Genomic DNA, 12,496 nt, shown 5'->3' with positions numbered 1-12,496 from the left:
TCGCACGCGAGGTCGGGAGCAGCGCTCCTCTGTTCCAAAACGCCCGGCTCAGCACGAGCCAAGGGTCCCATTTCCAGCAACCGCCCGAGGGAGGGCTACATGAACGAACCGAAAAGACCGTTTTCAAATGCCGAAATGACTCAGCGAGTCAGCAACACGAAGCATAGAATGCAAGCGTCAGGAATTGACCTCCTGCTTGTCAGTTGTCCTGCCAACATCTTTTACCTCTCGGGATACGATGCCTGCTCATACTATACTCATCAGATGCTGATCGTTTCTCTCACCGAAGATGAGCCGATCTTGGTGGTGCGAAATATCGATGAGCTTGGTGCACTACTGACGGTTTACATGAAACCGGAGAACGTGCTTTCCTACGGAGACGAATTTGTGGGGTCCAAATCATCGCATCCCATGGAGTTTATCGCGTCTACCATTCGCTCAAGAAAGTTGAGCGCGAAAATAGTCGCGGTCGAGATGGACAACTACTATTATTCGGCCCGCTCTCACGAAGTGCTCACAGCTCAATTGCCGAATTCGCAGCTCAAGGACGCTGATCGGCTCGTCAATTGGGTCAGAGCCGTCAAGTCGTCCACTGAGCTCGAATACATGATGCAAGCGGGAAAGATCTCAAGCCAGGCAATGTATGATGCGGTAAATGAAATCGCTCCTGGCGTAAGGCAAAGCCAGGTCGCAGCGAAGATCTACTATAGAGAGATCTACGGAGACGATGATCATTCTGGAGAGTACATGTGTAAGCCGCCATTGCTCCCGGCGGGTCGGTTATCGGCAACGCCTCATTTGACGTGGATAGATGCTGCACACAAGCAAGGCGAATTGACCAGTATTGAGTTAGGTGCGTGCCGGCATCGTTACCATGCTCCTTTAGCAAGGGCGGTTCACCTAGGCGCGCCACCCAAACAACTGAAGGACACGGCAAATATATTGATTGAAGGTCTCACGACTGTTGTTGAGTCTGTCCGTCCGGGTATGACGTGCGGCGAGGTTGAGGGAATCTGGCGCCGGGTCATCAACCGTTATGGGTTGCTCAAAGAGTGTCGGATTGGTTATCCCATCGGAATTGGATATCCGCCAACCTGGGGTGAGCTCACATATAGTCTACGGCCATCAGACCGGACTGTGCTCGAGCCAAATATGACGTTCCATTGCATACCCGGAATCTGGACGAATGAATGGGGTTTGATGATCAGTGAATCGGTTCGGATGACTGAGAGCGGAGCCCAATGCCTTTGCGAGTTCCCACGAGAACTCATTGTGAAGTAGGGAATCGACCTCGTCAGGATCACGTTCCGCTTCTGTATACCCCGTCCCGACACACCAGCTCTTGCATGACGCCGGGATCGGGGCGGAGCAATTGAAGATCGAGACAAGGCGCGGTGCGCTCGAGGCTGGTCGTTACTCATCTTCTCGACTGCGCACGTGGCTTGAGTAGCCTTCTTGAGGAGTGTTGACATGAAAGCGCCGGATTCGGCCTCTCCGGCGCAGAATTTCTGCTAAATAGAGTGTCCTATCGGATAAATGTAGCTCAGTTGGCGAGCTACTCTCGCGGCGGAATATACCGTCGGATCACGAAGTGTGTGCTGTCTGGTGCACTTCCAGCTCTCGAGATCTGGCGTGGAGACGAGCGAGTACCGCCGGGTAGATCGCGGGGGGGCGAGTGCGCGTATCTCAATCACCTCCCCGCCAGCCGCTGGCCGCTTACAGACCATGGCGCTGACGCTCGATTTCGCCAGCTCCGAGCGAACCGACTATCGATGATGCGTTGTCGAAGAATCAGGCGATCGTCTTCATCAAGGGGAAAAAGGAGGGATCGGAAATGGAAAGGCGAACATTTTTGAAGCTCGCGACGGCTGCCACGGCCGTTCTGGCCACGCCCTACGTTCAAGCTCAGTCGAAAAAGTTTGCTGGCGTTACGCTGCGTTTAAACGGATTTGGGGGCGCCTGGGACGAAGCCCTAATGAAAAGCGTAGCTGCGCCACTCGACGAGAAGTACGGGCTCAAGATTCAAATCATCGCTGGCAATCAATCGGCAGACGTCGTCAAACTAATCGCGAACAAGGATAATCCGCCATATGACCTGTTCCAGGCGGATAGCGCCCTCATGGTCGAACTGCTCAAGGCCGGCATCATCCAGGAGATCGGGCCGAAAGATGTTCCCAACATTCGACGTATCCTTCCGAACTTTCGCGAGTACGATAACTACGGTGTTCCATTCAGTGTTTACACCGTTGTGCCGGTTTACAATTCAAAATACATTAAGCAGCCGCTCACCTCGTATTCGGATATTGCGCGGGCGGACCTGCAGGGTCGCGTGGTCATTCCAGCGCCAACTTTCGACGCTGGCAACCTCTATCTTCTCGGCTTAGCTGAAGAAAACGGGGGCTCAGTCTCGGACATGGAGCCGGCGTATAAGGTTCTGGAGGCCGCGAAGCAGAACATCGTTGCTCTAGCGCAGAGTAGCGTCGCCGAAATACAGATGTTCCAGAACGAAGAAGTGCATGCGGGCATCTTCTTTGACGGTCGTGCGTACGAATTGCGCAGCAAGGGTGCTCCAATTGAGACCGTCGTTCCCGCTAAAGGCCTCTACTCCGTGAGCACGTACATGAACCTGGTTAAGGGCATGAGGCATCCGGAAGCCGCACACGCGTTTGCTGAGCAGTTGCTCTCTGACGAAGGCATGCTTGGACTGCCGCGGGCAATTCGGTATGGCGTAACTACCGACGTCAAGTTACCCGAAGAGATCCGCAAAGATCTGTTGCTCGACTCGCCTGAGCGCAATGCCTTGAAGAAGAAAATTGATTGGGAAAAGTGGATCGCTGGCCGCAGCGCTCGACTCGAGCGGGTCAACAAAATCGTGCGAACGTAGGGGAGGGGCCCCGCGGAGCGCTTTGTTTGGGCACATGGCATTGAAGTTCGCATTTCGATTGAATTGAGTGTGAACAACTGCCGCGCCGGAGGTTTCCGTCTCGGGGGCAGTCGGACGCCCGGCGATCTTTCTGCAATACATGCTCGACGAGAGTCGCGTCTTCCCTCGTTTCTCTAGATACGCTCCGGCGCCAAAGAAGTAGGACAAGCTGAGTATGACATTCTCCACGCCTGCGGTAGCAGATGGCATCACCATTCTCATCCATGATCCCGCCGCCGATCATTATGTGCCGTTGATCCGTGGTCGCTTTCCCGAAATTCGCGTCTTGTGCGCCAAAGATGCGCAGGCTCTTGAATGTCATGTGCCAGAGGCCGACATTATTTTGACCAGCCCCTCGAGTTTTCCTGTTCGGCTCTTTGAGAAGGCGAGTAGACTGCGCTGGATCCAGACCACCGTCGCAGGCGTTGAAGCGTTCCTACCGGTCCGCGACCGTATCAGTGACCTCAACCTCATCATTACGAATGCTCGGGGCATTCATGGCGAACTCATCGCCGATTTTGTAATGACGGGTATCGGCATGATGCAGTGGGATTTCCCGGGGCTCATGCGGGAGCAGTCTCGAAAGGAGTGGCGTCCGCGATGTGTCGCGCCGCTGGCCGAGCGGACGCTCGGCGTGGTCGGGCTCGGTTCAGTTGGTGCCGCAATCGCTCGCCGCGGCAAAAGTGCGGGGATGACGGTAATCGGCTCCAAACGAGACGTGAGCGAGGCTATCGCGGGCGTTGACAAGCTCGTTCCTCCGGATGGCCTTCCTGAACTCCTGCAGCTCTCTGACTTCGTGGTCCTTGCCGTTCCCCGCCTTCCAGAAACAACCAAGCTAATCGGCCGCGATCAGCTTCAACTCATGCGCCGCAGCGCGTTCCTGATTAATATCGCCAGGGGCTCGGTGGTTGTCGAAAGTGAGCTCGTCGCGGCGCTCCACGCAGGCACGATCGCCGGAGCCCTCCTCGACGTATTTGAGCGAGAACCACTTCCGATAGATAGCCCACTCTGGACGATGCCTAATGTCATCGTTGCTCCCCATATTTCTGGTTACCCGAGCGATTACAACACACGTGTATTCGAGATATTCGGCGATAACCTGCAGCGTTTCATTGAGAAGAGACCCCTACTTAATGTTGTCGATCTGAAGCGGGGTTACTGACGGGTCCATTTGCGAGAACTTAACGTCGCGAGAAACCGTCGTTTGGCTCAAGGAGGAGAACAAGCACGTGCGGCGAAATCCTCGCCGCGAACCCAAGGCGGCCCAACGTGAAGCGCTTATCGAGCTATCATAATCGGTGGATGGCTCCCGGCGATACCTGCGCCTCGATAAAGAGCATCAAACCGAAAGGCTACTCGAGTGGGCCGGCAGCCGCAATGCGTTGGCGCAGCGCCGAACCAGACCTTCTATCGCCAGAGACCTCCGAGCAGCAATGCGTCACCAGCGATCCTGTATCAAGCTCTACCGGGAGGGAAAAGGCGAGCGCGTGAAGCTGTGGTTCACCGTGTTTGGACGGATGAAGCAACGACGAGACTTACTCATCGACGCACGGGCGACGCTGGTGGGCAGGCCTACCGAGTGGCGCCCTGCTCTCAAAACAACTGATGCTCGCGACTGAGCGGATCGATTGCGAGCACGCACGCCGCAAGCCTATTAATGCAGACGGCCTCTCAAGCCGGTAGGCTCGAATTTAATCAAACATCGCGTATTGCGCGGAATAGCCGCCGGCAGCGCGGTGGTTAGCGGACCCACGATCCGGAGCGACTGTTACACTCAGCAAGCCTATCCATGAGGTAGTCAGACTTGCCTGGCGATTTGCTTCTTGACGGACTTAGCCGCGGCGCTGAGCGCGACCTGCCAGGGGTACGATCAGCACACCTCCTGGCCTGTCAGCAATCATGAAGTGAGGATGGCGAACGGCGCCAACTGACCGCGCTTTGATAAAGAGCTGAACGGCAGCGCACGCGCGTAAACCCCGTGGCCGTTGAAACTGTGCCAGCGGAAATCAGAGTCATAGTTCGGATCCCAAATTGAACTTCAGCGGCGCAACGCGCTTTCGAGGGATCTCGCGGCGGCGAGTGCCTTGGCATCCTCGCCGAGGCGTGCGATGATTTGCACTCCGACAGGCAAGTGGTTCTCTGCAATATGAGCAGGCACGTTGACGCATGGCGAGCCTAAGACTGTCCAGAGACTGTTGAAGCGCGCGCCACCGGTCGAATCCAAACCCTTCGGTGCCGTGCCAGGCGCGGAATAGGTCAGGATCACGTCGAGATCGGATAGTGCATTGTCGAATGCGGCGCGCGCGTTGTTTGCGATGTGCAACGCCGCACTGTAAGCCGTTCGCGGAATGTCCGTGGTCTCATCCATCCTGGCACGTAGGTTCGGCGCAATCGCGTCGTGAATGCGTCTGGTATTCCCAGGCGAGGGCGCGGTGCAGCTCGAAATCCTAGATGTTAGAACGAACCTGCCAAGTTTCCGCAAAGATAGCGGGTAGCTCGAGGATCTGGACGTCGGCGCCGGCGCGCTGCGCCGCTGAAGTCGCTTTCCGTAATGCCGTTTCGGAGTCTGATTCCGCTAGGCCGGCAAAATCCTGCGTAACTACGCCAATGCGTAGCCGATTGGTCAACTCATAGCCTGCAAGCTCCGGCTGCTTTGTTATCGCTGCAAGCGCGAACCCAAGGTCCTCCGCGGTGGCCGCAAACAGCCCAATTGTATCAAGCGTCCAGGAACAACATTTTACATCGACGGTCGGCAGCAGCCGATAAGACGGCTTGATTGTAGCCACGCCGCAGAACGAGGCGGGGCGGATAACCGAGCCAGCGGTTTGCGTGCCTACCGCGAGTGGAATCATGCCAGCAGCCACTGCTGCTGCTGAGCCTGCCGACGAGCCGCCCGGCGTATGGGCACGATTGCGCGGATTGAGTGTGACGGTGGGATTGTGCCCGGCGAATGCGCTCGTTGTGGTTCTGCCGACGATGGTTGCACCGGCGCGCTTAAGCAGCATCACCACTGACGCATCCGCACGCGGCTGCCAGCCTTTGTAGATCGGCGACCCCATCTCCGTCGGAAGATCTGAGGTATCGCAACAGCAATGCCGCGCAGAGGTCCCTCATTGCTCATTTCTGGAAGCACGTCGGCTAGCACGCGATCCGCGCGCTCAGAATTCGCAGGGAAGAGGTAAAAGCACCGGGCCCTTCAACAAGGCGCCTCAGTAGAGAAGCGCAGGTATGCGCAACGAGGGGACGACGAAATGATTCGATGGAAGCCACTCCCTCGCAGGATTTACTCTCCGAGCGCCACCTCATTGCACAAATTGGTGGCGACGTGTTGCTAATCTAGGAATCAACAGTTCGTGAAGGGGTTGACCTAAATAAAGTTTCTTAACGAGAGAGACGCCTGCAGCATGACCGACCACGTACCCGCCGTCCGCGAAGCACTTGAAATCCCGGGCGCTGCAGCTCTCGCTCGGACCTCCGATGCACATCGGATGCTCCATTGGTCCGGCGCGGTCCGCTCTCCTGCGCGGCGCTTTATTAAAAACGAAATTCTGGCGAAGATTTCCCTTCAAGGGCTCGCTGCGATGGCGGAATTCCTCGAGCCGATCGTTCTAAAAGAACGCATGGTCCTGCAAGAGCCGAAAAAGCCGCTTGACTACGTCTACTTTGTAGAGTCGGGACTTGTTTCGCTCAGGATTGTCGCCGCAGGAAGCGTTCTTGAAACAGCGGTTATAGGACACGGCGGAGCTATCGGCGCTCCGCTCTTATTCGGGCCGCATCTTGCGACACATCAATCTGTTGTGCTCTTTGCGGGAAGCGCACACAGGATACGTGTTGAAGATCTGCGACTCGCGATGCGCGAGCACTCCGAAATCCAAGAACATCTTCTTCGGTACGTCCATGCGCTGAGCTTGCATTGCGCTCAGACCGGGTTGTGCGGCGTAAGACATGATCGCGAAAGGCGGCTCGCGTGCTGGCTATGTTTAGCGAGCGATGCTCTTGATGCTGATGTGCTTCCGGTTACGCATGACTACCTCTCTTCCGTTCTAGCATTGCGCCGGGCTGGGGTAACGGAAACCTTAATCCGATTCGAAGAGCGAGGGTTGATTAGCAAAACTCGCGGCGTGTTGCGGATTGAGGAACGCACGAGCCTCGAGCAAAAGGCGTGCAGCTGTTACAAGCTTATTTCGGGCGCTTATGCCACAAGCGAGCCCGCGATATCGGCCATCGATCCATAGCCCCAGGCGCGAGCCGCGCGCTCGGGTGCGTGCTGCCGTTCATTATGGCAGAGCATCGCAGACGGACGTGTCGCATGTTCGGTTCGCCATGGAGATCGCGCGGCACTGCCGGTGCTGCGGGCAGGGTAATAGTTCCTCGATTAAAAAGCCTTGAGGCGTGACGCTGTGGCATCTGAAATGCGCGATCAACGCACGCGGGCTGACAGGTCATCATGATCAGTGGCAGATTACATCCGACTGAATTTTCCGCGAACAATACCTGACGAGGCCATTCGTTGCTCTCGGCATGCGCGTCACAGCTCGATCTCTGACAGCCGAGTGCCTTTCTTTCGTTCGTCAGCCCCGACGATCAAACGAAGTTCAATTTGAAATGAGGAGTCCACGCTATCGCAAGATCCTCTGTTATTCGCAGAGATCAGTCAAGTCGCGCGCGGAAAGGTCGCGCGGATTGCGCGAGACGCGGCTCTATTCTGCATTCCGCACAAGCTCCTGGACTCTATCGTACCGTCAAGTGCCTTCTAGGCGATGGTGTTTTTTCGATCTTCCGTCGGGGGTTTTCTTAACCTCAGGGTGATCGGCTCACAAAGCGTTGTTCTTACGCCGAGCAAAAGCATAGACCAATGTCCTTGCTGATTGCCCGCCAATCTTCAAACAAAATAGCACGCGAGGCGATCGAACCCAGAGTCCCGATCATTCGTGTGGTGCGCCCGATGTCTTGAGGCGATGTTAGGCCTGGCTCGATAACTCTACCGCAAGCCGGAGACAGTGTGCGTCAGGTGGAAGGCGAAGAAAGCAGGACGTAGATTGTCGTGCCAGCCCCCTCAATTCGGTGCTCAGCGTCCGCGAGCTGTGCGAATTCGACAAGCGGCGGGCGCGGGGTGGTCAGCGCATGGGCGGTTCATACGCATCGGCTCTTGGATGTTCGCCCCCGCAATTCCGATCATCCATAATAGTTCCCGACGCTTCGCACTTCCTCTCGAGTTGTTCTGCCCAAAGCCAACTGTTCGTACTCATTCGCATCGGCGTCGAGACTTGCCTTCTGCGGGCCGCGCGGAGCGGTCTGACCAGATTTGCATATCTCAGCGCGCGGCTCTCGAATTCTCAATGCGAGTGCGAACATTCCCAGCGTGCAGTTAAACTGGGGTAACTGAAACGACGTGCGTACGTAACGTACGTCCATTCGCATGTTTGGTACTAACCGTACGTTTGTGACGCGATTAGAGCACTGTGGTCGAGCGCGGCCATGCGTTTGTGCGTTTCGTACAAAGTTTTCACGCCGATGTCGAACGCAATCTGTCAACGTAACCTTGCGAGCGGCGGAATGGTCCGCACCGCGACGCCAGTGGTTCTTCTAGCAGCGGGCGTTCGAGGAAGGCCCTGTCGGTCGAGAATGATCGGGGGGCGAAGATGGCCAAACTCTGGGGTGAGCGGCCACTCTTCAAGCGATACATCTGGAGGTCTTTTATGAAAATGGCAAAGAGCCTTTTTCTAGGTTCGGCGGCGGCTCTAATCTCGTTGGGCGGGGCACACGCGGCCGATCTTCCGGTCAAGGCTAAAGCGATTGAATACGTTAAAGTCTGCTCCCTGTACGGCGCTGGGTTCTACTACATTCCCGGCACTGACACGTGTATCAAATTGGGTGGCTATCTGCGAGCTGAAACGGCATTCAACACGAGTTACCATTATGCTCCGCCGGACAGCGGTGTGGGTGGCGCGCACAACCGTCTGAGCGAATATTACAGCGCGCGCGTCCGTCAAGACCTCTTGGTCGACACGCGTACAGCCACCGAGTACGGCGTGCTCCGTACGTTCGGTGAGATGGCCTGGACGTATACCGGAGGCGCCTATAGCGGCAACGGGGCGGGCGGCACGACTTATACGACCGGGATTGGCAATCAGGTCGCTCAGGGTACACCCGGTCTCTATTACGCGTTCATTCAATTCGCTGGCTTCACGTTCGGCAAGGCGACGTCTCAGTTCAGCACTCCTTGGGGCCAATATGTGGCGCAATCTTTCGAGCTAACGGGTTCTGGCGGTTGGGATCCCGTGAACCAGGTCGCCTATACGTTTGACTTCGGGCAAGGCATCTCGGCCTCGTTGTCGGCCGAGGATCAGGTTTCGCGCAACCAGCTCGCTGTCTGGAACGTGAGCGCCGCATCAGTTGGAGGACTTGCCGCCGGTGCGTACGGCGCTAACGATTTCGGGGGCGCGAGGGCTCCTGACCTCATCGGATCCGTTACCGTCGACCAGAGCTGGGGCTATTTCAAAGCCTCGGTCGCAGCGCATAATAACCATGTTGCGTACTATGGCGCGACCGAACTCACCGGCCATCCGGATGACAAGTGGGGCGGGGCCGGTCAGCTGGCATTGTCGATCAAGAACATCCCTACCGGTGCGGGGGATACGATCAACCTGACAGCCGTGTATACGAAGGGCGCAAGCCGTTATAACTTCCAAGACTATACGAATGCCCCCAGCTACGCGATGTACGGAAGCACGGGCCTCGCCGGCGCTTACCAGAGCGTCGGGCTCGCTGGTGTGTCTGACTCGGTATTCGTGACGGGCTCGGGCCAGGAGCTGACTACGACATTCGGCTTCAACGGCGGCTATACTCACAACTGGAACCCGCAATGGGCCAGCAGCGTCTTCGGCGCCTGGTCTGCAGTGCGCTACAACGGTACAGCCAAGGGGTATATCTGCGGCGCTGTCGTTCCAGGTCTCGCGCTCTCGACTGGCCTTGCTGGCTGCAACCCTGATTTCAACTACGCGGTCGTCGGTACGAGGACGGGTTGGACTCCGGTCAAGGGGCTGACCTTCTCGGCCGAACTCGCATACACGATGCTGGACCAGAAGTACGCGAGCGGAAGCACGGTCGTTTTGCCGGTGCAGAATTCGATTGCCAAGCCGGGTACTACGTATGAGCTGAAGGACCAGAATGCGCTCACGCTGCTGGTCCGAGCTCAGCGCAATTTCTAATTCTCTAATAACTAGCGGAAGGAGAAAGGAAGCGCTTCTACTCATCTAAGTGTCAACCTCCAAGAAGGCCTTCGGCATGCCCGCCGGAGGCCTTTTCGAACTTAGAGAGATCGTGTCCCATTGGGTGGTGTAGCTGGCGGCGGGGCACCGCGTTCACCGGCAGGAGCCGGGCAGATCCGCTGGCGATTGCCGGAAGGCTGACGGTGGATCATCGCTCAAAGGCGCGATGGTTTCCAGCCTCGTGTAACGGGCGCGTTGGACGGCCCATTCATCGTTCTGTTCGAGCAGGATCGCCCCGACGAGGCGAACGATGGCATCTTCGTTCGGGAAGATGCCGACCACCTCGGTGCGCCGCTTGATCTCACCGTTAAGCTCGATCGGATTGGTAACCAGAATGAGACTTCTCGGTGCCAACGTTCCGCTGCGGTATTCTACATCGTAGCGTATGACCATCGGGACAGAGGCACCGGGAGCACGATGTGCGGGCAGGCCGATACATTCAATGAGCCGAGAGCTCGAGTTAGTAGCTGGTCGCCTCTGCGACTCGCCCGGTTGCGCCGAGAGCGCGAATCCGTAGTTGTCGTGTCGCCCGAAGTTCCCCTCATATGTCTGTCAGGAGGTGCGAGTGCGACGGGTGATTGGCATCGACGTCCACCGAACTTTCGGAGAGGTCGTATTTAGGGAGGACGGCAGGCTCCGACATGCGGGCCGCATTGATATCACGCGGACTGCGCTGGAAGGGTTTGGCAAGACGCTGCTGGCCAGTGATGAGGTGGTGCTCGAGGCGACCGGCAACAGCATGACGGACTCGCGAGGCGCGCCATTCGCCGAACTACACCATCACTGGGGAGTACGTCATGCCAAGCTGATGATTGCTTGTGGGGGCAAGTCCCATCCGGCCAAAGCCGAAGCAGGCAAGCCGGGACCGAGTCTTGCGGGCGTCGTGGTAACGCGGGGTCCGAAGTGTAGACAGGAGCCATGCGGGGTGCGGGAATGAGCCTCGAAAGGTGGAAGTTCGCGGAGGCCGAGTGTGTTCCCTAAGCACGAAGGCAGCACGAGCACCGTCGATAGGCGAGACGATGCCGCTCCGTCGGGGTCGATGGCCGGATCACGCATGGAAGGTAATCATCGGAACATGAGAGGCCCGACCGGGTCCATTGGATTGGTCTCCAGTGGGGGACAGCGGCAAGGCATTGCCAGAGCCGCGGTCCGAGCCGAGGTCGGGAGTCGGACTGGTTCGTAGTACCTGTGAAGTCGTCGAAGGTAACGAGACGCATGGAGGGAAGGGACCAGCCCGAGGGGAGCTTGCACGAGGAGGCCAGGGTCCGGACGCAGAGCCGGGTTACCTTGCTGCCAAACCTCGAGCGGGTGAACGCGGCGGCCAAGCAGGCTGCCCAAACCCGGTTCACGGCCCTGCTGCACCACATCGATGAAGTCGCTCTGCTTCGGGCGTTTTGGCGACAAAAGCGGCAGGCCAGCGCGGGGGTCGATGGGGTGACGGTGGCAAAATACGAAGAAGGGCTCACGGATAACATCCGCGACCTCTGCGCACCGGTCCACACTGCTCGTTACCGGCCACAGCCGGTGCGGCGCGTCTACATTCCCAAAGCCGACGGCGACAAGCGGCCTCTCGGTGTGCCGGCGCTCGAGGACAAGATCGTCCAAAGCGCGGTGGCCGAGGTGTTGAGCGCGGTCTACGAGGTCGACTTCCTCGGATTCTCCTACGGCTTCCGGCCGGGGCGGAATCCTCATATGGCGCTTGATGCCCTGCATACGACGATCATGAGCCAGCGCGTAAACTGGGTGCTCGATGCCGACATTCGCAGCTTCTTCGACTCCGTCGACCACGAGTGGCTGCTGCGGATGGTGGCGCACAGGATCGCCGATCCTCGTATCCTACGGCTCATCGAGCTGTGGCTGCGAGCTGGCGTTCTTGAAAGCGGCGAGAAGCAAGAGACGGACAGGGGCACGCCGCAAGGGGCAGGCATCAGCCCGCTCCTTGCCAACATCTTCCTGCACTACATCCTCGATCTCTGGATCCACCAATGGCGTCGTCGCCACGCACGCGGTCGCATCGTGACCGTGCGCTATGCGGACGACTTCGTCATGGGCTTCGAGAGCAAGGCCGATGCGCAGGAAATGCTCTTGGCCCTCAAGGCGCGGCTGGCCAGCTTCGGCCTGACGCTCCATGAGGACAAGACGCGGTTGATCGAGTTTGGCCGGTTCGCGGCCCTCTCGCGTCAGCGGCGCGGCGAGCGGCGGCCAGAAACCTTCGCCTTCCTGGGCTTCACCCACTACTGCGTGCGGACCCGGGATGGCCGGTTCATCGTGAAGCACAAGACGGAAGGAAACGCCTGACGCG

General features: G+C 57.9%; 9 protein-coding genes and 1 pseudogene. 7 read left to right on the top strand and 3 right to left on the bottom strand.

What is annotated here, in order from left to right:
* Nucleotides 1-99 precede the first annotated feature (99 nt).
* The 3 genes from FOM02_RS31500 to FOM02_RS31490 all read left to right on the top strand — a co-directional run bounded on the left by FOM02_RS31500 (nt 100) and on the right by FOM02_RS31490 (nt 4,085).
* Nucleotides 100-1,281, top strand: coding sequence for a M24 family metallopeptidase (locus FOM02_RS31500; protein ID WP_265440541.1), 1,182 nt, complete (start codon nt 100-102; stop codon nt 1,279-1,281).
* A gap of 499 nt (nt 1,282-1,780) precedes the next feature.
* Nucleotides 1,781-2,884: an extracellular solute-binding protein gene (locus FOM02_RS31495; RefSeq protein WP_265440540.1), complete on the top strand. Its 1,104-nt coding sequence runs from the start codon at nt 1,781-1,783 to the stop codon at nt 2,882-2,884.
* A gap of 214 nt (nt 2,885-3,098) precedes the next feature.
* Nucleotides 3,099-4,085, top strand: a complete 987-nt coding sequence (locus FOM02_RS31490; RefSeq protein ID WP_265440539.1) for a D-2-hydroxyacid dehydrogenase — start codon at nt 3,099-3,101, stop codon at nt 4,083-4,085.
* An 876-nt stretch (nt 4,086-4,961) separates the two neighbouring features.
* On the opposite strand, the gene FOM02_RS31485 is transcribed toward FOM02_RS31490, so the two are convergent.
* Complete coding sequence (locus tag FOM02_RS31485) at nt 4,962-5,291, bottom strand: hypothetical protein (protein WP_322596919.1); 330 nt, start codon at nt 5,289-5,291, stop codon at nt 4,962-4,964.
* A 79-nt stretch (nt 5,292-5,370) separates the two neighbouring features.
* Nucleotides 5,371-5,982 (bottom strand): amidase family protein, encoded by a 612-nt coding sequence (locus tag FOM02_RS31480; protein WP_265440537.1) that lies wholly within the window; start codon nt 5,980-5,982, stop codon nt 5,371-5,373.
* 345 nt (nt 5,983-6,327) lie between these two features.
* Between FOM02_RS31480 and FOM02_RS31475 the strand changes: the two genes are divergently transcribed.
* Together FOM02_RS31475 and FOM02_RS31470 are read left to right on the top strand one after the other, a co-directional pair.
* The gene (locus FOM02_RS31475) at nt 6,328-7,158 is read left to right on the top strand and encodes a Crp/Fnr family transcriptional regulator (RefSeq protein ID WP_265440536.1); all 831 of its coding nucleotides are present in this window, start codon (nt 6,328-6,330) and stop codon (nt 7,156-7,158) included.
* A 1,464-nt stretch (nt 7,159-8,622) separates the two neighbouring features.
* Nucleotides 8,623-10,134: a porin gene (locus FOM02_RS31470; RefSeq protein WP_265440535.1), complete on the top strand. Its 1,512-nt coding sequence runs from the start codon at nt 8,623-8,625 to the stop codon at nt 10,132-10,134.
* A 178-nt stretch (nt 10,135-10,312) separates the two neighbouring features.
* Here the strand turns inward: FOM02_RS31470 and FOM02_RS31465 are convergent.
* Nucleotides 10,313-10,524, bottom strand: a pseudogene (locus tag FOM02_RS31465) (transposase); the annotation flags it as partial.
* A gap of 235 nt (nt 10,525-10,759) precedes the next feature.
* Here FOM02_RS31465 and FOM02_RS31460 point away from each other — a divergent pair.
* Together FOM02_RS31460 and ltrA are read left to right on the top strand one after the other, a co-directional pair.
* On the top strand, nt 10,760-11,131 hold the full coding sequence (locus tag FOM02_RS31460; RefSeq protein WP_265440534.1) for a hypothetical protein: 372 nt from the start codon (nt 10,760-10,762) through the stop codon (nt 11,129-11,131).
* A gap of 308 nt (nt 11,132-11,439) precedes the next feature.
* Nucleotides 11,440-12,492, top strand: a complete 1,053-nt coding sequence (gene ltrA, locus FOM02_RS31455) for a group II intron reverse transcriptase/maturase (protein ID WP_265440533.1) — start codon at nt 11,440-11,442, stop codon at nt 12,490-12,492.
* The last annotated feature ends 4 nt before the right edge of the window (nt 12,493-12,496 follow it).

Origin of the sequence: Bradyrhizobium sp. SEMIA, assembly GCF_014844175.1 — a bacterium.
In the GTDB taxonomy this organism is placed as follows: Bacteria; Pseudomonadota; Alphaproteobacteria; order Rhizobiales; family Xanthobacteraceae; genus Bradyrhizobium; species Bradyrhizobium arachidis.
The sequence above is the reverse complement of the archived record's forward strand: the minus strand, read 5'-3'. Positions and strand labels throughout refer to the sequence as shown.

Bases quoted from the DNA above. Each gene is read 5' to 3' on its own strand.
- FOM02_RS31500 (WP_265440541.1), top strand. From the start codon at position 100: ATGAACGAACCGAAAAGACCGTTTTCAAATGCCGAAATGACTCAGCGA.
- FOM02_RS31490 (WP_265440539.1), top strand. From the start codon at position 3,099: ATGACATTCTCCACGCCTGCGGTAGCAGATGGCATCACCATTCTCATC.
- FOM02_RS31485 (WP_322596919.1), bottom strand. From the start codon at position 5,291: ATGGATGAGACCACGGACATTCCGCGAACGGCTTACAGTGCGGCGTTG.
- FOM02_RS31480 (WP_265440537.1), bottom strand. From the start codon at position 5,982: ATGGGGTCGCCGATCTACAAAGGCTGGCAGCCGCGTGCGGATGCGTCA.
- FOM02_RS31475 (WP_265440536.1), top strand. From the start codon at position 6,328: ATGACCGACCACGTACCCGCCGTCCGCGAAGCACTTGAAATCCCGGGC.
- FOM02_RS31470 (WP_265440535.1), top strand. From the start codon at position 8,623: ATGAAAATGGCAAAGAGCCTTTTTCTAGGTTCGGCGGCGGCTCTAATC.